17 protein-coding genes are annotated in these 24,676 nt (G+C 42.2%); 13 read left to right on the top strand and 4 right to left on the bottom strand.

The features are described 5' to 3' along the window. The 3 genes from AAC033_RS12710 to lgt all read left to right on the top strand — a co-directional run. Nucleotides 1–220 (top strand): hypothetical protein (locus AAC033_RS12710; protein WP_339738667.1); only part of this gene is annotated, 220 nt, incomplete at its 5' end. 297 nt (nucleotides 221–517) lie between these two features. After that, on the top strand, nucleotides 518–3,835 hold the full coding sequence (gene secA, locus AAC033_RS12715) for a preprotein translocase subunit SecA (protein WP_339738669.1): 3,318 nt from the start codon (nucleotides 518–520) through the stop codon (nucleotides 3,833–3,835). A gap of 98 nt (nucleotides 3,836–3,933) precedes the next feature. Next, a complete protein-coding gene (gene lgt, locus AAC033_RS12720) occupies nucleotides 3,934–4,743 on the top strand; it encodes a prolipoprotein diacylglyceryl transferase (protein ID WP_339738671.1) in 810 nt (269 codons plus the stop codon). On the opposite strand, the gene AAC033_RS12725 is transcribed toward lgt, so the two are convergent. The 3 genes from AAC033_RS12725 to AAC033_RS12735 all read right to left on the bottom strand — a co-directional run bounded on the left by AAC033_RS12725 (nucleotide 4,740) and on the right by AAC033_RS12735 (nucleotide 9,008). After that, a complete protein-coding gene (locus AAC033_RS12725; protein ID WP_339738673.1) occupies nucleotides 4,740–5,789 on the bottom strand; it encodes a DUF6340 family protein in 1,050 nt (349 codons plus the stop codon). The two genes, lgt and AAC033_RS12725, sit on opposite strands and share 4 nt — an antisense overlap. A gap of 15 nt (nucleotides 5,790–5,804) precedes the next feature. Continuing rightward, a complete protein-coding gene (locus tag AAC033_RS12730; RefSeq protein WP_339738674.1) occupies nucleotides 5,805–7,871 on the bottom strand; it encodes a hypothetical protein in 2,067 nt (688 codons plus the stop codon). 189 nt (nucleotides 7,872–8,060) lie between these two features. Next, nucleotides 8,061–9,008 carry a helix-turn-helix transcriptional regulator gene (locus tag AAC033_RS12735; protein WP_339738676.1) on the bottom strand — a complete coding sequence of 316 codons (948 nt, stop codon included), beginning with the start codon at nucleotides 9,006–9,008 and terminating at the stop codon, nucleotides 8,061–8,063. Nucleotides 9,009–9,206: 198 nt separating this feature from the next. Between AAC033_RS12735 and AAC033_RS12740 the strand changes: the two genes are divergently transcribed. Next, complete coding sequence (locus tag AAC033_RS12740) at nucleotides 9,207–9,917, top strand: hypothetical protein (protein WP_339738678.1); 711 nt, start codon at nucleotides 9,207–9,209, stop codon at nucleotides 9,915–9,917. Nucleotides 9,918–10,404: 487 nt separating this feature from the next. Then, the gene (locus AAC033_RS12745; protein WP_339738680.1) at nucleotides 10,405–13,314 is read left to right on the top strand and encodes a hypothetical protein; all 2,910 of its coding nucleotides are present in this window, start codon (nucleotides 10,405–10,407) and stop codon (nucleotides 13,312–13,314) included. Here AAC033_RS12745 and AAC033_RS12750 read toward each other — a convergent pair. Next, nucleotides 13,306–14,508, bottom strand: coding sequence for a metallophosphoesterase (locus AAC033_RS12750; RefSeq protein ID WP_339738682.1), 1,203 nt, complete (start codon nucleotides 14,506–14,508; stop codon nucleotides 13,306–13,308). The two genes, AAC033_RS12745 and AAC033_RS12750, sit on opposite strands and share 9 nt — an antisense overlap. Nucleotides 14,509–15,344: 836 nt before the next feature. Here AAC033_RS12750 and AAC033_RS12755 point away from each other — a divergent pair. The 8 genes from AAC033_RS12755 (at nucleotide 15,345) to AAC033_RS12790 (ending at nucleotide 24,407) form a co-directional block, all read left to right on the top strand. Further along, the gene (locus AAC033_RS12755) at nucleotides 15,345–15,779 is read left to right on the top strand and encodes a helix-turn-helix transcriptional regulator (protein WP_339738684.1); all 435 of its coding nucleotides are present in this window, start codon (nucleotides 15,345–15,347) and stop codon (nucleotides 15,777–15,779) included. Nucleotides 15,780–16,085: 306 nt separating this feature from the next. After that, a complete protein-coding gene (locus AAC033_RS12760) occupies nucleotides 16,086–16,859 on the top strand; it encodes a dihydroorotate dehydrogenase electron transfer subunit (RefSeq protein WP_339738686.1) in 774 nt (257 codons plus the stop codon). Next, a complete protein-coding gene (locus tag AAC033_RS12765; protein ID WP_339738688.1) occupies nucleotides 16,853–17,764 on the top strand; it encodes a dihydroorotate dehydrogenase in 912 nt (303 codons plus the stop codon). The genes AAC033_RS12760 and AAC033_RS12765 overlap by 7 nt, the downstream gene beginning before the upstream one ends. 25 nt (nucleotides 17,765–17,789) lie before the next feature. Continuing rightward, nucleotides 17,790–19,091 carry a serine hydrolase domain-containing protein gene (locus tag AAC033_RS12770; protein WP_339738690.1) on the top strand — a complete coding sequence of 434 codons (1,302 nt, stop codon included), beginning with the start codon at nucleotides 17,790–17,792 and terminating at the stop codon, nucleotides 19,089–19,091. Nucleotides 19,092–19,825: 734 nt separating this feature from the next. Continuing rightward, complete coding sequence (locus AAC033_RS12775; RefSeq protein WP_339738692.1) at nucleotides 19,826–21,178, top strand: dihydrolipoamide acetyltransferase family protein; 1,353 nt, start codon at nucleotides 19,826–19,828, stop codon at nucleotides 21,176–21,178. A gap of 46 nt (nucleotides 21,179–21,224) precedes the next feature. Next, nucleotides 21,225–23,267, top strand: a complete 2,043-nt coding sequence (locus AAC033_RS12780; protein ID WP_339738694.1) for a thiamine pyrophosphate-dependent enzyme — start codon at nucleotides 21,225–21,227, stop codon at nucleotides 23,265–23,267. A gap of 12 nt (nucleotides 23,268–23,279) precedes the next feature. Beyond that, on the top strand, nucleotides 23,280–23,786 hold the full coding sequence (locus AAC033_RS12785; protein ID WP_339738696.1) for a flavodoxin: 507 nt from the start codon (nucleotides 23,280–23,282) through the stop codon (nucleotides 23,784–23,786). Between the two features lie 141 nt (nucleotides 23,787–23,927). After that, complete coding sequence (locus AAC033_RS12790) at nucleotides 23,928–24,407, top strand: methylglyoxal synthase (RefSeq protein WP_339738698.1); 480 nt, start codon at nucleotides 23,928–23,930, stop codon at nucleotides 24,405–24,407. Nucleotides 24,408–24,676 lie beyond the last annotated feature (269 nt).

The following is a 24,676-nucleotide window of genomic DNA, read 5'->3' on the forward strand; positions in this document are numbered from 1 at the left end:
AAACTGTGCCGGTTATCCGGAGAGAAAACAGTTGACAGAAATATTGATGAGCTCAGAAATGACTGTTCTAATCGATACTGCCCGGGTTAAATACAGCCACAAACAAACCCATCGGCCAGCTCATCCGTTAATTTTCGGACCACTTCCTTTTCCGCTTCTGTTCCCTTGCATTGTTCACACACCGGCAAGTTCAGCGCTTGATTTTTTGCTGCTCTCGTAGGATCCAATTTCTTCTGACAGACAAAACACATGGAGGTAAAATCATTCATGTTTCTTCAACTTTGTAGTGTAAAACTAATGAATCAAATGGAGCGGGAGGCAGTCTACATTAAATTTTTACTATTCGCATGCTGGATTGACAGCAGAATCAACACACCATGTTATTATGGCGCATTTTTCGGCAAAACAGGAGGTGGCATGATTATTATTGAAAAAAAACAAGACACAAATTAATAAACTTACACAGATTGACTACTTTTGTGTCCGTTCGTGGATAATACATTAGAAATACAAGATAATGACATTTGTAAATAAACTTCTAGGAAAATTTTTGGGCAACAAATCGGATCGGGATATTCGTGAAATCTCTCCAATAGTTGAACAGGTAAAAATTGAATACGAAAGAATTTCAAAGCTCTCCATCGAGGAACTAAGAGCTGAATCAGCCCGGTTAAAGCAAATCATACAGGATCGGATTCAGCCCGATATGGACGAGATTGCTTCGTTGAAAGCAAAGGTTGATGAGGTTGAGATTCAGGAGAGTGAAAAGATATATCAGCAAATTGATAAAATTGAAGAACAAATCAATGAAAAGATTGAACTTGTTCTGAATGAGATTTTGCCAGCTGCGTTTGCTGTGGTGAAAGAAACGGCCCGTCAATTCAAAGACAATGAAAAACTGATTGTTAAAGCGACCGATTTTGACAGGGAACTGGCCGCCGGACGCGACAGCATTCAAATTGAAGGCGACAATGCAATTTGGTACAACAAATGGGTAGCAGGCGGGTCGGAAATAACCTGGGATATGGTGCATTACGATGTACAGCTCATCGGTGGTATTGTGCTCCACCAAGGGAAAATTGCAGAGATGGGAACCGGCGAAGGAAAAACCTTGGTGGCAACCTTGCCTGTTTTCTTGAATGCCTTGGCAGGCAAAGGGGTTCATTTGGTAACCGTGAACGATTACCTGGCCAAACGTGATGCCGAATGGATGGGCCCAATTTTCGAGTTCCACGGACTAAGCGTTGATTGTATTGACAAACACCGACCAAACTCCGACGGGCGCAGAAAAGCCTACAATGCCGATATAACCTACGGAACCAACAACGAATTCGGCTTCGATTATCTGAGAGATAACATGGCCATCAATCCGCAGGATTTGGTTCAGCGCAAGCACCATTATACCATTGTCGATGAGGTTGACTCCGTATTAATTGATGATGCGCGTACACCGTTGATTATTTCAGGGCCGATTCCAAAAGGCGATATTCAGAAGTTTGATGAGTTGAAACCGAAAGTTGAAAAACTGGTTGCAGCTCAAAAAAACTACGTAAATCAGTGTCTGACGGATGCCAAACGCCTATTAAACAAGGAAAACCCGACCAAGGAAGAAAAGGAGGAAGGGGCTATTAATTTGCTAAGGGCACATAAAGGCTTACCCAAAACCAAAGCCATTATCAAATTTTTAAGCGAAGAAGGCAACAAGGCGGCGATGCAAAAGATTGAGAACTTTTACATGCAGGACAATAGCAAAAACATGCATATTGTTACTGACCCGCTTTATTTTATCATCGAAGAAAAACAAAATTCAGTTGAGTTAACCGATAAGGGAATTGACTTGATTTCAGCCGACGTGGATGATCCTGAATTTTTCATCTTACCCGATATGGGAAGTATGATTGCTGAAATTCAGAATGATGCAGCCTTGACTAAGGAAGAACAGCTGGAGAAAAAAGATCAGTTACTTCAGAATTACGCTGTAAAGTCGGAACGGGTACACACGATCAACCAATTGCTGAAAGCCTACGCCATGTTTGAAAAAGACGTGGAGTATGTGGTGATTGACAACAAGGTGAAGATTGTGGATGAGCAAACCGGACGGATTATGGAAGGCCGACGCTATTCCGATGGACTGCACCAGGCCATTGAAGCAAAGGAACGCGTAAAAGTGGAGGCTGCCACGCAAACCTTCGCAACCATCACCCTGCAAAACTATTTCAGGATGTACCACAAGCTAAGTGGTATGACTGGTACGGCGGAAACGGAAGCAGGAGAATTCTGGGACATCTATAAACTGGAAGTCGTAGTCATTCCAACAAACCGGGTAATCATTCGTGATGACAGGGAAGACTTGGTTTATAAAACGAAACGCGAAAAATACAATGCTGTTATTCAGGAGATTGTCGAACTAAACAAACTCGGACGGCCTGCCTTGGTAGGTACGACTTCAGTGGAAATTTCGGAATTACTGAGCCGCATGTTGAAAATACGTGGGGTCAAGCATAACGTACTGAATGCGAAACTGCACGCCCGCGAAGCGGATATTGTTGCTGACGCTGGAGCCAGCGGCATGGTAACCATTGCCACCAACATGGCTGGTCGTGGTACCGACATCAAGCTGACAAAACAGGTGAAAGACCTTGGTGGTTTGGCCATTATTGGTACTGAACGACATGACTCACGCCGTGTTGACCGCCAGCTGCGCGGACGTGCCGGACGCCAGGGGGACCCAGGTAGTTCACAGTTCTTCGTGTCACTGGAAGACGATTTGATGCGTCTCTTTAATTCAGACCGAATTACAGGCATTATGGATCGTTTGGGACTCGAAGAAGGCGAAGTGATTCAACATTCCATGATCACCAAATCGATTGAGCGGGCACAACGAAAAGTGGAGGAAAACAACTTTGGTATCCGTAAGCGTTTGCTCGAATATGACGATGTGATGAACTCGCAGCGCGAAGTGATCTACAAAAAACGTTACCATGCCTTGTTTGGCGAACGCCTGGAAGTGGACTTACTGAACATGATGTACGATTCGCTGGAAAACCTGGTGAATGAGTATCATGGAAGCGACCAGTTTGAAGACTTTAACATGGAGTTGGTGCGGTTGATGTCAATTGAATCGCCAGTTTCGGCCGAAGATTTCATGAAGCTAAAACCTGAAGAGATCATTGAGCAAATCTATCAGGTGATGATCAAGACCTTCACCCGAAAAGTTGAAACGATCTCGAAACAAGCTTATCCGGTTATTAAAGACGTTTACGAGCGTAAATCGCACGTCTATCAAAACATTGTCGTTCCGATATCCGATGGCAAACGTATTTTTCAGATCATCACCAATCTTGAGAAAGCCTATAATAACCAAGGAAAAGAATTGGTGAAATCGTATCAAAAGCAAGTTGTGCTTTCAACCATCGACGAAGCCTGGAAAGAACAGCTGCGCGAGATGGATGATTTGAAACAATCGGTTCAGAATGCCACTTACGAGCAAAAAGATCCGCTATTAATCTACAAGTTCGAGTCATTCAACTTGTTTAAGATCATGGTTCAAAAGGTAAATAAGGATGTGGTGTCAACCTTGATGAAAGGCCATATTCCAATTTCAGATCCAAATCAGGTGCGGGAGGCTGAAGCCAATAAACGGACGGATATGAGCAAATATTCAACGCAAAAATCCGACGTTTCGGAAATAACTTCTCGCAGCGGTCAACGAGAGCAGCGAGAACCACAGAAAGCGCAGCCGGTACGTGTTGAAAAGAAAGTTGGCCGAAATGATCCATGCCCATGTGGTAGCGGAAAGAAATACAAGAGTTGCCACGGAAAAAATGCTGAATAAGTGAATTCATTGATTATCATCGTTCGAGCCGATAACAACCAGCACAGTCGGGGATGAGGAAAACAACAGACAGGTCTATGACCTTAAAATAAAACCACATGGAATTTTTAGCAGTTATTCACTGGAATGTAGATCCTGAAATTTTCAACCTTGGCCCCCTGTCTGTTCGTTGGTATGGCTTGTTGTTTGCCATCGGATTTTTATCCGGGTACTACCAAGGAGAAAGGATGTTTAAGTTTGAAAACATCAAGTTGGAATGGCTTGAAAGCCTTTTTATTTACCTGATCGTAGCTACCATTGTTGGAGCAAGACTTGGACATGTAATTTTCTACGGATGGGATTATTACTCGCAACATCCGGCTGAAATCCTGAAGGTTTGGCAGGGTGGATTGGCCAGTCATGGTGGCGCGGCAGGTATTTTAATAGCGTTGATCTGGTGGAGCAAAAAAGTGTCTAAACGATCCGTATTATGGGTTTTAGATCGGGTAGTGGTACCTACGGCCTTGGTGGCCGCCTTGATTCGCACCGGAAACCTTATGAACTCAGAGATTTACGGAATTCAAACCAGCTTGCCGTGGGGATTTATTTTTGAACGGAATGGTGAAACAATAGCCAAACATCCAACGCAGCTTTACGAAGCTCTGGCTTATCTGCTTACATTCGGCGTTATGCTTTATGTATATTGGAAGACCAAATTACGCAATCGTCAGGGGTTTATCGTTGGGCTCTTTTTTGTGATGATTTTCCTCGCACGCTTTGTTATCGAATTTATCAAAGAAGATCAGGAGGCTTTCGAAGCTGGCATGGCCTTGAATATGGGACAATGGCTAAGCATTCCATTTGTGGTTGGCGGTTTGTACCTGATGATTCGGGCATTGAAACGACCTCCTGTTATTTATAAAAATTAGTCCTCGCTATATTTTTTAAAAGCTTCAACGGTTTGTTTTCTACTTTTTAGCTGATACAGGTAACTCTCTGTCTGCCTTCGGTATTGTGTTTGGTATGATTGTGTTGCCCATTGAGCAGCTTCATCCAGATTGCCGATCATTTCGCTGGCAATGGCCAGATTATACTCCAGTTTGCTTTTTGCTGATTTGCTGTTGGTTTTAGATAGTAGATCTTGCCAATGCTCATAGGCAGCAGCCCAATTATTGTTGCGGATAGCCGACTCGAGAAGGGGTGAATTGGCTTGTTTTAAAACAAAATAGCCTCTTGTTTGCGTTTGCCATTGTGGCGATAGTCTCGCATCCAGTTCAAGGGCGATCTGGATTCCTGTTTCAAGAAGTGCCTGCTTAATTGGCACAAGCCTATTTGTGAATAAGTTCTTTTGCGAATAATCGGCTTCCGACCAGTAAATTGTGTCAGCAACGATTAATTGTTGCACAATTTCCTTTTTAGCAGGATCGTATATTCGAACAATCGCATCATATTTTGAGTCGATGGATGCTTCGTGCATTTCTGAATAAGGAACTTTCATGTAGTCTGTCATAACCTTATTCATGTACCGCTCCAAAACCAGCAAGGCATCGGTCTCGTAAGTTTCGCATATTTCAGAAACATAATTCCACTCCAAGGGTGGCAAAACTTTAAAGTAATTCTCGCTTCTTGGAATATTACGATCTTCGGGAATAACAACATCGTATCGTCCGGATTCAAACAGCAGTTCGGCCAGTACTTTCAACGTTGTGTCAGCAGCGGAGCTATCCAGGACTGCGGCACTCACTTCAAATCCACGCCGGTAAAAATAGTTTTGCAAGCTGTCCGCCGGAAAGTTGTTAAATTCATCTGTCATGCTCCGGTTCATCAGCGTTAGGCTCACAATATCATTCGATAACAAGTACGCTGATGGTTTGGCAACTTCAACATAAACTGTTTTATAACTTGAAGCGCATGAAGCCATGAATAAAACACCGAAAGATAAAGCTGCGATTTTATAGTATTTGTTGATTTTCATAGTGTTACTCCATCATTAATAAATGCCCCAGAATTTTCTCAAAAACCATTCCAAAGCTAATAAAAATAGGATGATGTAGAAGAGCCATTTCATCGATAAAAATTCCTGATATACTTGTTGTTCAATTTGTCGCAGTTGCAGATTGGCATTTTGCTCAACGAGGTGAATCAACTCATCGACCTGAACGGATAAAAAGAACTTACCCCCGGTTTTGTAACTCATTTGACTGAGAACCTGAAAATTGGCTTCGGTTTCAATTCCTTCAATTTGAATTTTGCTGACGCTGAAACTACCTGATTCACTGTAGCTAATTTCTCCCAGCTTGCTCTGTGCCGAAAACGAATAGATACCAACCGGGAGCCTCCCCATGTTCAACTGGTACTTTTCGTTGGTTTTATCAAAGACGGCCTGGTATTTTTGCCCATTTTCATGCGTAATTTCGATGTCAACATCGGGAGAATTATCCAACTCAAAACTCTCGTTAAACAATTCAGCCTGAATTATAATTGGTTCATCCTCGGCATAGTTTGTTTTCCAAAAGAGATTGAAGTTGTCTTCATTGGGTTTCAAAATCAAATAATTAACGAATTTTTGAACAAGCTCATCAAAAGCTGCGTGCGAACGGTCGTTTAGGTAATTGTGAATGCGCCAGCGCCAAAGGCCTTCGCCGGCGATAAATCCTCTCTTCTGTCCATCGATCCGCCCAAAAGCAATGAGAGGCCGGTCTGTTTTAACCGATTGAATGGCTTGGTTGGCAAACGACTCCAGTGCCGGATCCAGATCAATATCGGCAAAAGGAGCCAGCAATGGAGGCAAATCTTGAAAGTGACTTATCTGAGTGAGATCGAATCGGAAAAGGCTGAACTGCTCTTGAATTAGCGCCGTAACCTGCTCGAACTGTTTGGCAAGCCCAAACTGAAAACCGGTCTGCAAACTGTTAAAATTGGAAATGGCTGTTTCTCTTCCGACGATAAATAAGACAGGACGATGGCTTTGCAGGAGCTGTTCTAGGATACGTGTAGATTGTGGATTCGCATCGGGCAGCTGATGGACAATCACCAGATCGTAATCAGCAAAATCCAATTCGCTATTGAAACTTGTGAGGAGTTCCGTTTCATATTTGGTAATTCCTTCCAATGCCTTGTTGATTGCTCCTAAATCGGGATGTGGCCCACGAGCCAGAAACAAAATCCGCTGCTTTTCAGAAATAACATTGACCGAAAATTCGCGGGTATTGTTGGCCAAATTCTGCTCACCACTGATGGCTTCAAGGTGAACGGTGTAATTGACAATACCTTCGCTCATTGATTTTAGATTTAAATTCTCGGTGAAGAAATAATTATCCGAAGGGATGCGAATAGCCCTTGAATAAATAGTCTTAGAAGATTCATCAATGGTGAGGTTTACCATTTGACCGGCAGCTTTGGTAAAGCTAAGATCCAGCTTCACCGGAAAATTTTGATCCAGGAAGGCTGTAGAATTTGTCAACACGTTTCGAATTGCTGCATCGGCGTGCAAGGTGGTATCGCCAAAACCAATGGAATAAATAGGATAAGTCACCGACTCGACTGCGAACGCCGGATCGGTTCCGGCATTGAAAATACCATCGCCCATTAATATCATCGCTCCAATATTCGATGGAATATAATTCTGATTGACTTCAGCCAGCAAATTACTGTAGTCCGATCGTTTCCCTTCGAAATCAGGTTGGCTACTGCTGTTGGTTTCACTATCGAACAGTAAAATTTCAGGCTCGTAATCCTTTAGTTCATTTTTTAATCGATCGATAACAGCAAGCAATTCAGCTTGATACCGATTTAAAGATTCTGAATTGTCGATTCCAATAAGCAACTCAGGCTTTTGTCTGTCGTGTTTAATGTGCTGCACGGCCAATTGTAAAAATAAAGCGGCAATCAGGAAGACCGACAAAAATCGCAAAACGCTGAGCGCTTTTACCTGTGCCGATGTAAGCGGGGAGTCTTGCTTTGTTTTTCGATACAAAACAAAGCTAGAAACAGTGGCGATGATGACACTTAGCAGAAAAAGCCAGAAAGGATATGATGCGTTAAAATAGAATTCCAATGTATGAGATTTAAGGCCAGCGACCTGGTTTTATTTCCCGGTTCATCATGACAAGTTAAATTCTGGGAAAAGGAATTTAACTCCAGCGATAATCGCTACCAAATTTAACACTCTTGCTGAAACTTGCGAAATAATACCCGCGAAACGACCGCTGTTTATACTTTTTTATTGAAACTGACAGCACTTTCATCAAGCGTTGATTTGACCATTGATCGGTTTTAGTTTTTTATTCACCAAATTGGATAGTTGAATCCTGTTCTTAACGCCCGTTTTGGTGTAAATCCGATGGGCATGATCTTTCACGGTTTGCACGGTGATGAATAAGGAATCAGCAATCGCCTGGTTCGATTTGCCAAGGCAAATCTCCCGGATAATTTCAGCTTCCCGTTTCGAAATCTCAAACTGCTCACAAAAATGCATGAAACAATCTCCATCGGCTGCTGGAGAACTGTCCGCTTTAAAGTAGAGCCAAGCGGACGGCATGGCCAGGTGACTGAAGTAAAATAGCACAAAAAGAATGACGACGAACCAGTGCGAAGAGGCCATAAATAAAGAGATTGTAGCGAGCAAAACCGGAACAAAAAACAACAAAACCAAGACTTGTTTTTGCAACGCTTGATGTTTGTTTTGTTTTTGAAGAAGGATAAGTAAACTACCCAATGAAACCACAAGCAGATTGACTACGGCGAAACTTCTAAACAAAAGGGGCAAATGAACTGCTTCATCCTGAACCACCTGGTTTTTGAAATAATTTCCCAATGCAAAAAAGATCAGCATGCAAGCCGAAAAATACACCATACTTGCATACCCTTTTAATTTTATGCCCGCCACTTCGAAACAAAGCTGGATAAACAAATACCAGGCAACCAACAATAAAGGAAAGCCCAAAAAAGGAAAAATGGCCACTACATTCAGCAAAGTCTCGGGTGAGCTGATGACATGATTTAACAAAAACTTCACGCCCAGAAAACTCCAGATGCTATAAAATCCGAAGGCGGCTAAAAATGCGTCGTAATAGAAGAGGGATGAAGCAAAGGATGTGTTTCCTCGCTGCTTCATCCGGTAAGCAGTCATCAGACCAAAAGCAGTCAGTCCAATCGAAACAATAAAACTGAATATAAAAATACCGTGCTCCATATGCTTAGCGAAATTAAGAAAAAGCACCTACATCGTCACAATACCAAAGTAGGAATGTGGACACGAAGGAAGCAATTAGGCAAGACTAAAGTTGGATTTTGGATAAACACAACTTTAGTAGGAAGGAATCACAAGCTGAATGTTTTAAGTTTGCTAATGAATTAAAACAGTAGCTCATCAATTAAATCAGTACAAACTATGGAACTCATCAATTACACCCGGTTAACGCCCACGCTTGGAGGAAGCTTCAGCAATGGTTGGCAAGTCATGAAAAGCTATTTTTTGTACTTGCTTTTGGTCGTTATTGTTATTGGTATGGTTAATGGACCGGCTGGCTTTAAAATTAACGCCGACTCCGGAGACTTTGGATTCATTCACGGAATCCCGCTCAAACCCGACAATCTGTTTGTCACGATTGGCGTCGTCTTTCTCGTCCTATTCGGATTCGCGTATTACTTCCTTTTGGTTCCGGTTTTTAATTACAGTGCGAAATTAGTCTACCTGGATGCCGTGAGAGAAAAAGAAATTGAGCTTCAGCAATTAATTGCAGGTTTCAATAATTACCTGAATGTCATTCTGGCGAATCTATTGAAGAGTGCTTTGGTCGTCATGGGTTTTCTATTTTTCATTATTCCCGGAATTATCATCTTCTGCCGGCTGGCTTTTGTATCCTACTTGGTGATGGATAAGAATTTGGATCCACTCCAGGCCATTGAACAAAGTTGGAAACTGACGCGTGGCATAGGCTGGACGATCTTTGGAATGACGATTCTTTCGGTTTTTATTTTCATTTTTGGTTTGATGTTGTTGATTATTGGCGTGTTCCCTGCTTTAGTCTGGATCAATTCGTCCTTTGCCTCCATTTACCAGGCGGCTTTGAATCGACAGGAAGGCTTGGTTGAATACTAAAAAAAAGGCGTCGAACAGCGCCAGAATGACCTATAGCACCAGGTTGAAGGCAGCCAACGAGTGCTGATTAGCGTGGGGCGAGCCAAAACAGCCAGCTATTGACGGAGAATTGGCAGCTATCAACCAGAAATGTATGGCTATTGAGCGGAAATGATTAGCTAACAAAGGGAAATGTTTAGCTATTGGGGAGGAATGAGTGGCTGTCAGCCAAAAATGAGTGAGAGTAAGCATCACCAGTTCAGTCATAGGCCGAAAATGAACGAAAGCCTGCCGGTTGCTGACAAACGGTGAACTGCTATCCGCTCAGCGGTTTGCGAAAGCATGTGCTTAAAGTCGCTGAGCCGGGGAGAAGTTCAGGGCTTTTTCTATCTTTATTCGTTCAAAAACGTGGGAGCTTGGCCTGCGGAATAAACTTGATGATCTTTTGCTGTTCATTGCGTTGCTATTGGCTAGTCAAGCATCTTTCTGATTCAATATTTTTCAAATTATGAAGCAAAATCGTAGGATGAAGTACACCTGTATTCTTCTTTTTGTATTGGCATCAATTGCCCCATTGGCGGGCTATTCGCAATATTTTTCGACAGGGCAGGAGCCGGCAAAAATCAAGTGGCGCCAAATCAATACCGAAAATTTTCAATTGATTTATCCGCAGGATTACGAAGAAAAAGCCAGGCAGGTCGCGTCCATTTTCGAGAAGGTTTATGCCCTGGGCCATCAAACACTCGGGCACGCGCCCCGAAAAATATCGGTCATCCTGCATACCCATACCGTCAAATCAAACGGGCTGGTTGCCTGGTCGCCCAAGCGGGTTGAGCTGTTTACCACACCGCACCAGGAAATTTATGCGCAAGATTGGATCGAGCAACTAGCCATTCACGAATTTCGACATGTGGTTCAAATGGATAAAATCCAACAGGAATTGCCGCGCATTTTGCCCATCCTTTTTGGCGAGCAGGCTGCTGCGGTTACGGTTGGTGCGTATTTGCCCTTTTGGTTTATTGAAGGGGATGCGGTGGTGACAGAAACGGCGTTGTCCCATGCGGGCCGGGGCCGATTGCCTTCGTTTTTAATGGAAAACAAAGCCCAAGCCGTTGAAAAGGGTCTGTATTCATTCAATAAAGCTTCGCTGGGATCGTACAGGGATTTTGTGCCCAACCGCTATAAGTTTGGCTATTGGATGGTGGGTGGCGCTCGCCGGAATTACGGATCGAACATCTGGTCAAAAGTGTTGGACGAAATTGCTCAGAATCCCCTGTCCATCAGTCCGGTAAACCGCGTTTTAAAGCGTGAAACCGGCCTCCGGCAGAAGGAATTGTATGAAAAGCTCTTTGCAGAATACCGGCAGCAATGGACGGACGAGGTGAGCCAGCTTGATTTGACTCCGATTTCAACGCTCACACAGCGGCCTAAATTTCAGACCAACTATACGCAAAGCCATGCATTAAACGATTCGACAGTTGTTGTTTTAAAACAAAGCCGTTCGGACCTGAGCCGGATTGTGAAAATTACGCCAACCGGAGAGGAAACCGTTTTCACACCTGGGAATATTTTTCAGGAGTCGTTTTCCGGTGAAAAAAATATGCTGATCTGGTCGGAGCGAAGACCCGATCTACGTTGGACGCACGCCGACCGCTCGGTGATTGTTGTTTATAATTTGGCAAACCGGGCAAAGCAGGAATTCCGGTATGAAAACAAATTGTTTAGCCCGACAATTTCCCCGAAGCAGCTACGTTTCGCTGCGGTTGAAGTGGACAAAACAAACCGCTATTTCCTCTCGGTTTTCGACCTGACCAGTGGCCAACGATTGCAACAACTGGCATTCCCGGGCAATCCGTTCCTGCTCACACCCAGCTGGGACGACAAGGAAGAAACGCTTTACTTTGTCGCTTTGTCATCTAAAGGAAAAGCGTTGGCATCGGTCAATCTTTCCGATGAAAAGCTGAATACCTTGATCGAGCCCGGCTTCCACGAAATCAGGAATCCTGAGTTTGCCGACGGGGTAGTCTATTTTACAGGTTCATTCACCGGAATCGACAATATTTATGCTTATCATTTAGCTGGCGGAAATACCGAACAGCTAAGTTCCGTGTCATTTGGAGCCGACTATCCGGCCATTTTCAACGGGAAAATTTTATTGAGCAACTACACAAGCGATGGCTACCAGTTGGCTAGCCTGAACCGAAGTGAGACCATTCGAACATCGTTGGAGGAAATTTCTCATAAACAATACGAACTGGCAGAGGTATTGGCCCGGCAGGAAGGACAGGTCGTAGCCTTCGAAGACCCGAAGCCGGAAATCGAGTCGAAACCTTACCGTAAGCTGGCGCATATTTTCAACTTTCACAGTTGGGCTCCGGTTTATGTTGACGTAGATGATTCTGACATTCAACCGGGTGTATCGCTTTTTTCGCAAAATAAACTGGGCACAGCCGAAACCCGTGTTGGATACGAATACAATTGGGAAGAAGAATCCGGAAAGTATATTCTCGCTTTCAACTATTCCGGATTGTTTCCGGTATTCGATGCCGAATTTAACTATGGCACACGAAACAGTGATTATAATGTCATCAGGCAAGTTTCCGTGCCAACTCAGACTGGCTTTGCGACTGTTAATGATACGGTCCGACAAAATATTGAATGGAACGAATTCAGTTTTGAAGGCGGAATTTCTTTGCCTTTGGTGTTTAGCCAAGGAAAATACACCCAGCTCGTGCGTCCTGAGCTGGAGTATTCGTACCAAAACGTGTCGCACACCAGCTCAACCCCACAGGAATTTTATCAAGGTTATTATCACGCGCTTACCTATAGGTTGTTTTTACAAAATTCGCTGGGCCGGTCCGAGCTGGATCTTCAATCGCGCTGGGCACAAGCCATTGAATTGATTTATCGCGATGGATTAACTGGAGGAAGCGATATTGGTCGTATTGCAGCAGCTCAAGGTTATTTATTCTTTCCGGGTCTCTTTAATAACCACGGCATCAAAATTTTTAACGGCTATCAGAATAAAAAATCAGGGTCATCCTTTGGAAATGCCGTGCGGGTTCCAAGAGGTTATCACAGTTTTCAGAACAACGAACTCTACACGTTGGGTGCTGATTATGTGATGCCGCTGCTTTATCCTGATTTTAGTCTTGGTCGATTGATTTATCTGAAGCGGATCCGATCCTCTTTTTTCTATGATTATGGGCAGGCCAACGGAAATGTCTATTCCAGCGATGGTGAAATTGCCGGAAAATTTACGGCAAAGATGCAGTCGCTTGGGGTTGAACTAATGGCCGACGGGCATTTCTTGCGCTTGGTGACGCCGGTATCGCTTGGCCTTCGCGGAGCCTATATTCCGGACACACAAAATTTTCACCTACAAGTGCTGTTCTCGGTGAGTTTTGATTCACTTTGAGCGCAAAGTCAAAACAGTGATTTCTGGATTCATTTCAATACGGCCCAACAGGCCAACACAGCCCAAACCACGGTTGACGTATAAATATTGGTCTTGTTCCTGGTAAAGTCCGCCCCAATATTTCTGCACAAAATACATCGGGCTAAATTCAATGCCTGCAAATTGAACACCCGACTGAGCTGCATGCGTATGTCCGGAAAGTGCCAATGAAATATCGGTTTTCCCAATCACTTGATCTTCCCAGTGCGCCGGATCATGTGTTAACAAGATTTTAAACGATTCTGTTTGGGTATTCTCCAGTGCCTGATCCAGATCAGCATATTGCGGAAATGGCCGATGCCCCCAGTTTTCCACACCAATCACTTCAATCACCTGATTGTCCATGGCGATTTCAGCCGACTCATTCAGTAACAACAGAAAACCAGCTGTTTCAATCTTATTAACCAATGTTTGATGATTGAGCGCTTTCAGTTCCGTATCCTGCCAGTTGGTATAGTCGCCGTAGTCGTGGTTGCCTAATATGGCAAACTTTCCAAGGCTTGCTTTCATATCCGCTAAAGCCTTTTCAAAACCGATCATTTCCTGGTAGTAATTGTTAACCATGTCGCCTGTAAACAGGATCAGCTGCGGATTAAAACCGTTTATTTTTTCAGTGGCACGTCGTAAAAATGAAGCGTCTTCGAAACTTCCCAAATGAAAATCGGAAATCTGCACCAGAACCATTTTGTCCAGAGACTTGGGTAAATCGTTCAGATAAACATCCTGCTCAACAACGCGTAACGATTTTCGTCCAAAGGCAATGCCGTAACCAATGTTGATCATCAAGCCAAGACTAAGAATGGAAGCACTCATAAGTAATACTTTTGCGTAGTACTTGGCCCGGAATAATCGAAGTAATAAGGAAATGATAAAGGAAACCGATAATAGTAGTTTAGGAATCAGGTTTAGAAACGAAACAGAAATGACAAAATAGAAAAACTGGTAGTTTGTCGTTTCCCGAATCTTTTCAGGATTAAGAAAGGCAAAAATCAGGATGCCAAACAAAACAGCACTCAAAATCCAATAAGCGATACCTGCCCGTCGCTTTAATCCTGACTGATCCAGCAAAAGGCGGATGGCAAGAAAAGCAAACAGCTCAACGACAAAAACCAGGGCAAAAAAAATAAACACGCCCGATCCGGGAATTCCTCTCATCTGATGTTCTTAAATTTTGTAAGATCAATAAATTCATTTGAAAACTGACGGGAGCGAAATTAAACAAGCTCAGTGAAAAAAGATAGGATCAGTATAGAATTTTCTCAAAAAAGAAATCGCCGGCCCAAAAAATAGCGAACAAGTGTATGATTACCAAAATTTGATAAAAACAAGTTATTTGGGCTTAGTTGAGTGGGTAGCGAGCAAAGGTTTCATCGCAATTGATTCGTTCATTAACAGTTAATTGAGAATATGGGCCTATGCGTTTAAACGCCTGAGAATTGAATATTTGATTTTTGTCGACCAGTTACCGGTAAATAATGACGGCAAATGAAATTTGCATCCATAAGAATGAAAAAAACAGAGTTCTCATCTGAAATTCTCAGTTGTAACTTTTGAAATCTGATGATATGACAAATGTAAATTACTGATTTGAATGATTAAGTTACAAAACAAAACTACCTGATAAGAGATGTTTACGTCTTGTTGTACATTTGTCAATCAAAGGGTGGGGGAGTCGACTAAATAGTCTAACTGGATATTTATTTATATATTTAATTGAAAGTCAGTTGGTTAATTGATGTGACTTAAAGTGAGTTCTTAGGAGTGTGGTAAACAAGCGGTCAATCGCTTAAAAAAGAAATAACATGAGAGCATTTAAATGATTTCCTGTGAGACGTTTACAAAGATAACCTAAACTAATATATTAAGATGCTTTGAGGATTTTTCAATCATGCAGTAAAAAATGATTTACAAATGATAATCAAAGAATTTTTAGTTTTTACTTTATTATCTAGATCGAATGGATTAGTTTTGTGAAAACACAATTCTCATAAATGAATAGCAGAATAAAGCGTTTTATGGATTACAAAAGCATCAGCTCATCGGAACTTGCTGATACCATTGGAGTGCAACGGTCTAATGTTACACATGTGCTTCACGGACGTAATAAACCAAGTTTTCAGTTTATCGCTAAGCTATTGGAAACTTATCCTGAAATCAATGCCAAATGGTTGATTATGGGCGATGGGAACATGCTGGAACATGGACAGATTGATCAGCAACAACTATTTCCAGAGGATGCAAAGCAGGATACCCCTAACCGGCCTGAGTTGAAAACTACACTCGAGACTACTGAAGTGACTACGCCCCAAATGTCTATTCAAAACACTGAAAAAGAGAATACTAAAGCGCCAAAAACCAAGGAAATTGAAAGAATAGTAGTCTTTTATACCGACCAAACTTTTAAAGAATACGGTCCGTCAAAATAAATTTTTCTGGTTATCTTTGCCGGCATATGTCGTATTTGTAATATGATGTATATTGAGTATATTGATTAAGTGTCTTTTGAATGAAACCGAGCAGGTATCATCAACGCTCAATAGCAGATGATTAAAGTGCGAGTTCCAGGTGATACCATAGGAAGCAAACAATTTAATCATATGAAACGAGCCATCGAAACCGCTGTTTACGCCCAAGGGAATGTTTATTGGCGAGTTCCATACGTCGATGTTCTCCAAAAAAGTAATGAAGCCTGGTATGAGAGTTATACACAGTTAATTTGAAACGATAAACATATGAAAAAGAAGGTTGAAGAACTACTTCTGATTGAGAACATCCAATTAAATCACGATAATTTCAAGCTTGTTCTTCAGGCTCCTGCAGAATTGCCCCAAATGTTTCCCGGACAATTTGTGAATGTGGAAATAAAGAAAGCTACAGAAATCTTTTTAAGGCGTCCATTTTCGATCCTGGATGTGGACTACGAAAACAATACCTTTTCGTTGTTGGTGAAAATACTGGGGCGAGGTTCGAAAGTATTAACGACTTATCAGCCCGGAGAAAAGATTAGTGTAATTTTTCCACTGGGTAGTCGTTTTACTTTTCCGGAGGAAAACGATAAAGTGCTGCTGGTTGGAGGTGGTAGCGGAGTGGCACCAATGCTTTTTTTAGCCAAAATCTGTGGATTAAAACCAGAAAAGGTTCATGTGATTATTGGAGCCCGAAGCATAAAAGATCATATTGATGTTACATCATACAAGGAGCATGGAAATTATTATTTCACCACAGAGGATGGCAGTTTGGGTGAGAAAGGGTTTGTCACTCATCATCCTGTTTTTAGCAGGCAATTGAGTTCATTTGATAAAGTCTACACTTGTGGACCGGATCTAATGATGAAAGCTGTAGCGAAAGCAGCGGCTGAAAATAACATCTTCTGTGAAGCATCGCTTGAAAACATGATGGCTTGCGGATTTGGTGTTTGTCTCTGCTGCGTTGAAAAAACAATTGAGGGAAATCAATGTGTTTGTACTGATGGGCCGGTATTTAATATTAATAAGCTGACATGGTAGATTTAAGCGTTCGTATAAAAGATCTGGTCTTTAAGAATCCGGTTTTAACAGCCTCCGGAACCTGTGGTTTTGGGGAGGAAATAGGTGATTTTATTGATTTATCGAAACTTGGCGGTGTGGTCATGAAAGGCACCACCCTGAAGCCACGCCAGGGGAACGACTATCCAAGGATGGCTGAAACACCTTCGGGAATGCTTAATGCGGTTGGCCTACAGAACAAAGGAGTGGATAATTTCATTGAGAATATCTATCCCAATATCAAGGATATCGACAGTAATTTCATTGTCAATGTCAATGGTTCAACCATTGAAGAGTACGTCGAATTGACAGAACGGATCAACGAGTTGGACAAAATTCCGGCCATTGAGCTCAATATCAGTTGTCCGAATGTAAAAGAAGGCGGAATGGCTTTTGGCGTTAGCTGTCCTTCAGCCGAAGCCGTAGTTCGTGCTGTCCGCCGAGTATATGATAAGCCATTGATTGTTAAGCTGTCTCCCAATGTGACCGATATCTCGGAAATTGCCAGGGCTGTTGAAGGGCAAGGTGCTGATAGTGTTTCGCTTGTCAATACGTTTCTCGGAATGGCTGTTGATGCCAATAGCCGGAAGCCGGTTTTGTCGACCATCACAGGTGGACTTTCCGGACCGGCCATTAAACCCATTGCATTGAGAATGGTTTGGCAGGTATACAATTCTGTGAAAATCCCGATTATCGGGATGGGGGGAATCATGAATGCAACCGATGCGATTGAATTCATGATTGCCGGCGCTTCCGCAGTGCAGGTTGGAACAGCCATTTTCATTAATCCAACCATTCCAGTTCAGATTGTAGACGGAATTGAGGATTATCTGAAAATTAATAACATGCAGACAGCTAGTGAGTTAATTGGGAGTTTACAAATATAACTTAATAGGATTCACTTTTGTGAATATGAGATATTTACGATACACAGTGTTAATTATTTTGTTTGTCCTATCCTATGGGTCCAAACGAGTCAACAGGCAAAAGCAGATTCCTGCCTACTATGAACTTGAGCTGAAAGGGCTCAATTACCGGATAAAGAATGGGCTTTCCGACTTTGAGCATTCTAAATATATCGAGAAACAAGTTAAGCGCTTCATTCAGAGGTGGGAGCTCAAAGGAGTGTCTATCGCTGTTTTGAAAGATGAAAAATTGGTTTATGCTCAAGGATTTGGGGAAGCAGACAGGCAAGGTAATGAGGTTCATCCAGGCAACCTTTTTCGTGTGGCAAGTGTCTCTAAATTGCTAACAGCTATAGCAATTATGAAGCTAGTGGAAGAAAAGAGGCTGACACTTTCTGATCAGGTTTTTGGCCCCGGAGCCATTATCGACAATCAGTACTTTAAAGACGTTCGTGATAAAAAGCTTTACAATATTAATGTCCGTAATTTGTTGGCACATTCAGGAGGATGGTCCCAGCGCTACGGAGATCCGGCCTTTCACTCTTTAAGTATCGCCGATAAAGTAGGAGATACACCGCCGGCAACAATGGACACCTATTCAAAATACATTGCCAGCCGACAACTGTCCTTCCCCCCGGGAACGCAAGTTTCCTATTCTAATGTTGGATACATGTTTTTGGGCGAAGTGATTTCAGCTGTTACCGGGAAAAGCTATGAAGATTATATCCGGGAGGATATTTTAATTCCCAATGGCATCATTGATATGCACATTGGGCGAAGTAATTTTGCTCACAAATTTCCAAATGAAGTTGATTATTTTGAGCAGTCGGGCAGTCAACTCATCTTTAGTTATGAAGGTAGCGGAGTTCAAGTTCCTAAATCATACGGAGGCAATCCTATTGAGTTGCTTGGTGCTGCCGGCGGCTGGATCTGTTCCTCGGTCGAACTGGCCCGCTTGCTGGTTTTAATTGATGGTTATCCCAATGTCCGAGATATCCTGGATGATAGCTCCATTCTTGAAATGACTGATAATACCTATGCGAAGGGCCCGCTGGGTTGGCGTTCAACATCCGGACATGGTGCCTGGATCCGGACCGGAAGTATGGCAGGATCTGTTGCCATGCTTAAACGTCAGCCTGATGGATTAAGCTGGATTTTCCTTTCAAATTCCAGCAGTTGGCAAGGATCAAGATTTTCATCCGGGATAAACAGCTTTATGAATGGACTTACAAGCAAGGTGAAAGACTGGCCACAACAGGATCTTTTCAATTATTACCCGATTGAAAACCTTTCGCTAGCCACTAATTAGTGGACGTGTTTTTCAGCATCATTCTTCAGAAAGTTTATTTTCGGTCTCTTTTTTTTCTAATTTTAGGCGAAATCTGAAATGAGGAGGAATGATCTATGAAGTTATCTTTTTGTATTTGTTGTTTTTTTATTGCCATATCTTCAAAGGCGCAGGAAATATTTCAGTTCAAACAAACCCCATGCGAATTTCCGGAAATTCAAGAATGTGCTTTCGATGAATTGTTAGGTGAAACCTTATCCGTTAAGTTGGAGCAGTTCAATCGGGTATACACAAAAAAAGTGAATCTTGGGCCGCCAAGCTATATCGCTTCTATTGAAATTAAGAAGCCCGATCTTTACTATTCGGTTCAGAAATTAACGAAACACTACCGAAAGTGTAAAAAGAAGGATATTCTGTCCCAGGAAAAAATTGAAAAAGAAATGGTTGAAATTATAAATAAATCGATTCTTATATTTAGCCAGGAAACTGACTCTGTTGAACAAGAGCTGAGGCAGGCTAACAATTCGAAAGATATCATTGGCGTTTTCGAGAGAATTATCATTGAATAGTGTATTTTTACTTCTGAATTTTCTTAAGCCAAATCATTCATCAGCAGGAGACCCTCTTTCCTGAACATCCTTATTGATCACAAACATTTACCAACATTTTTTAGGCTTGAACTTTTCAATTCTTAGCTTGTTGAATAAGTTGAATTTTCAAGGATAATCAAATGTTAAATAAATAATTTTTGGAGTATGTCAGAGTTCAAGATCCTAATGCCTAAACTAGGCGAAAGTGTTCAGGAAGCTACAATTACCAAATGGTTTGTCAAAGAGGGAGATACAATTGAAGAGGACGATCCTGTATTCGAAGTGGCAACCGATAAAGTAGATTCTGAAATCCCATCGCCAGTTGATGGCATGATTACAAAAATATTCTTTCAGGAAGATGCTTTGGTTCCTGTTGGAGAAGTTGTTGCCATTGTCAACCTGGGAGGAGATGATGACAGCGAGGCTGATAAGACAGCGAAAACGACGGATAAAGAGAGAGAAGAAGTTCCGGCCCCAACGGTTGAAGCGATCACACAAGAGCCTTCACCGATAAAGGAATCAAAAGAAAACACAAGTCATTCTTCGGCTGACATAACTTCCGTAAAAAGTTCGCAGCCTAAATCAGAGTCAAAACGATTTTATTCTCCATTGGTTAAAAGCATAGCTGAAAAAGAAAATGTTTCACTGGAGGAACTTGAAAGAATCGAAGGTTCGGGCCAAAATGGACGAGTACAGAAAAATGACCTGATTAAATATCTGGATGATCGACAAGCAGGTAAAGCTAAAAATATCGAAACAGCTGATGGTTCAAAATCCTCAGCACCCAGAATCAGCTCATCAATTGGTGCCGACCAGCAAATTATTGAAATGGACCGTGTTCGCAAGTTGATTGCCGATCACATGGTAAAATCAAAGCAAACTTCGGCTCACGTAACTTCGGTGGTTGAAGCCGACGTTACCAACCTGGTTCTTTGGAGAAACAAAGTAAAAAATCAGTTTCAGGAAAAGTATGGTGAGAAAATAACTTTCATGCCCGTATTTACAGAAGCGGTAGCGAAAGCACTGATGGAATTTCCAATTGTGAATTCTTCAGTTGAAGGCGATAAAATTTATTTACACAAGTCAGCAAATGTAGCCATTGCTGTCGCTAAACCAGATGGTAATCTGGTTGTTCCGGTTATTAAGGAGGCAGAACAGAAGAATTTGCTTGGCATTACCAAAAGCCTGAATGAATTGGCAGAGGGAGCGAGATTTAACAAACTTAAACCCGAGGCTTACCAAGGAGGAACCTTTACCATTACCAATTTTGGTTCTTTTAGAAATGTGATTGGCACCCCAATTATCAATCAGCCTCAAGTAGCGATTTTAGCCACGGGTACGATCGAAAAGAAACCAGCGGTTATGGAAACACCAACAGGAGATGTGATTGTTGTTCGCCACAAGATGTTCCTTTCGTTGTCATACGATCACCGGATCATTGATGGTGCGATGGGAGGCGCTTTTGTGCGACGCATCGCAGACATTCTGGAAGCTTTCGACATCGATCGTGAAATCTAAGATGGATCATTTTAAAGTTTAGAATTAATTTAGATAGAATTTAGAGATGACAACGATACCAAAAGTATATTCAATAAAAAACACACCAAAAGAAACACTTGAATCCTGGTTTAGGCTAATGACCCTTGGACGTGCAATTGATGATAAAGCACCCAACTACCTGAAACAAGCGATTGGGTGGTCATATCATGCGCCTTACGCAGGGCATGATGGTATACAGCTTGCAATAGGACAGATTTTTGAAAAACAGAAAGATCACCTGTTTCCTTATTATCGCGACATGCTGACCGCTTTTTCAGCGGGAATGACTACTGAAGAGCTGATTTTAAATGGTATTTCAAAGGCAACTGATCCTTCAAGTGGTGGACGGCACATGTCGAACCATTTTGCCAAGCCAGAATGGAACATTCACAATGTTTCGTCTTTAACCGGAAACCACACCCTGCATGCTGTAGGGGTTGCCCGAGCAATAAAATATTATGGCGAAAAAGCAGTCTCCATAAGTTCACAGGGCGAATCTTCTTTATCAGAAGGATATGTTTATGAGGCGATTAACGGTGCTTCAAAGGAAAAGCTTCCAGTAATTTTTGCAGTGCAGGATAATGGTTACGGAATTTCAGTTCCCAAAAAAGACCAGACTGCCACCCGCAAAGTGGCTAATAACTTTAAAAGCTTCAAAAACCTGCGCATCATTCATTGCAATGGAAAAGATGTTTTTGACTCTATGAATGCCATGACCGAAGCCAAAAAACATGTATTGGAAGTTGGTGAACCTGTTATTGTCCAGGCAAACTGCGTACGTATGCGTTCGCATTCAAACTCTGACCGGCATGACCTGTATCGCTCTGAAGCAGAACGTCAATACGTGTTGGATTACGACCCCCTGGCTAAATTCAGGAGACTGTTGATTCGTTATAAACGATTTACCGAAGAAGAAATTGTGGCGCTTGAAGCAGAGGCCAAAGTTACCTTAAAGGCTGCACACAAAGCCGCCCTGGCAGCTCCCGATCCTGACCCCGAAACTTATCCTGATTTTGTAATTCCCGAGCCATATATTTCTGAAAAATACCCTGATGGAGTGCATGACGAAGAAGGCGAGAAGAAGAAATTGATTACTGGTTTAAATGAAACGCTCAAAGCAGAATTTAAACACAACCCGGATACCTTCATGTGGGGGCAGGACATGGCCAACAAAGATAAAGGAGGTATTTTTAACGTTTCCAAAGGTCTTCAGCAAGAATTTGGCCCGAAACGTATTTTTAATGCTCCAATTGCAGAGGACTTTATCATGGGGACAGCCAATGGTATGTCACGTTTCAGTGAGAAAATACGAATTGTAGTTGAAGGGGCTGAATTTGCAGATTATTTTTGGCCGGCCATGGAGCAATATGTTGATTCTAGTCACGACTACTGGCGTTCAAACGGAAAATTCACTCCCAATGTGACGATCCGTCTGGCTTCTGGTGGTTACATCGGTGGCGGATTGTACCATTCACAAAACATCGAAGGAGCTCTAACATCCATTCCAGGTGTCCGAATCGTTTATCCATCTTTTGCAGATGATGCTGCGGGACTTTTGAGGACCTCCATCCGTTCAAGGGGAATGACCATGTTTATGGAGCCAAAGGCACTGTATAACGATCCCAAGGCTGCGGCAGTCATCCCTGATGATTTTGAAGTTCCTTTTGGAAAAGCTCGCACTAGAAGGGCGGGAAGTGACTTGTTCATTATTACCTATGGCAATACAACGCACCATTGTCTTGAAGCGGCCAACAAACTTGCAGAAGAAGGATTTGAATGCGAAGTTCTTGACTTAAGATCATTGGTTCCAATGGATAAAGAGGCCATCTTGAATGGCGTGAAAAGGATTGGAAAAGTATTGGTTGTACATGAAGATAAGGTTCATTCCGGGTTTGGGGCTGAAATTGCAGCAACCATCATGGAAGAGGCCTTTGAATATCTGGACGGGCCGGTACACCGCGTTGGTTCGCCGTTCACCCCGGTTGGCTTTCATCCGATACTGGAACGAGCCATTTTACCCAATACAACCAAAATTTACGAAGCTGCCAAGAAAATTCTTGCGTATTAAAAAACAGAAAATATGAGTACCGCAATTATCTATAGTTTTACTTCAAACAAAACCGCTAAAGCAGGACAGAAAATTGTTGATAGCTTTGGAGAAAGCTTGAAGCTTGACGTTGTTGATGCCGATAATTTGACCGAAGATAAGTTTCTGGCTTACGATCAGCTAATCCTAGGTGTTCCTACTTGGTTCGATGGTGAATTACCACATTACTGGGACGAATTTGTTCCGGCAATGGAGGAGATGGATATGAAAGGAAAGAAAGTGGCCATTTATGGCTTGGCTGATCAAGTGGGATACCCAGAAAACTTTGCTGATGGAGTGGGTATTCTGGCGCGTCTTTTACGTGATCGGGGAGCTGAGATTGTTGGTCAGACCGACATTGATAATTATACATTTGAGTCTTCACACGCCATTGAAAACGGTCAGTTTTTAGGATTGGTTTTGGATCAGGAAAACCAGGCTCGCCTTTCCAAAAAACGAATTGAAAATTGGCTTGAAGACCTTAAAAACATCTTCAAGTAGACTAGCAGCTATTAGAAAGTTAGTAAGCGTGGGCATTTTGCCCATGCTTTTTTTTATGAATAAAATGTGACGTTTACACTTTCGTTTAGAGACATCGGGATTTCTGCTAGTGGAAACAGTATCTTTGTAAAAAGAATATTCATGAAAACATTCAAACAAAAGAAAACGATTGCTCTTGTAGCACATGACAATCGCAAAGTAGATATGATCGAATGGGCAGCCTATAACTGGAAAGAATTAGTTTATCACAATCTCATGTGCACCGGAACCACTGGAAAATTGGTTCAAGAGACACTTTTGCAAAAATGTCAGGAGAATGATGTAATTCCTCCGGAAGTTATCCGCTTAAAATCAGGCCCATTAGGAGGTGATCAACAGCTGGGAGCTAATATTGCAGAGGGAAAGGTTGACATGTTGATCTTCTTCTGGGATCCGATGCAACCACAACCACACGACGTTGATGTGAAAGCATTGTTGCGAATTTCAACTTTGTACAATATTCCGGTGGCAACCAATCGGTCAACTGCTGACTTTATCGTTTCCTCCAAGTTATTTCACGAGCAATACACACCAATTATAAAGGATTATTCCAGCTACATCATGCGGGATGTAAATTTATAGAATAATCTACAGAGTGTGAATGCACAAATGTAAACACCATAAGTTGCTTATTTCTTGACATATAAACATCCATTTACGCTTGTGATTCTCATAAGTAAACACTCTGAAAATTCAACTATTTTCTTTTTAGATTTATTGTTGAGATAGATGTCTCGAAGTTTGGTGCCAACGCATACTTAATAAGAGACGAGCGTAGAACGCTTCAAGCGATCATCAACAAGCGTTATCATTTTTAAGAATAGACTCAACTCGCTGAGATTTTAATATTC

This window comes from uncultured Sunxiuqinia sp., from assembly GCF_963974515.1.
Lineage (GTDB): Bacteria > Bacteroidota > Bacteroidia > Bacteroidales > Prolixibacteraceae > Sunxiuqinia.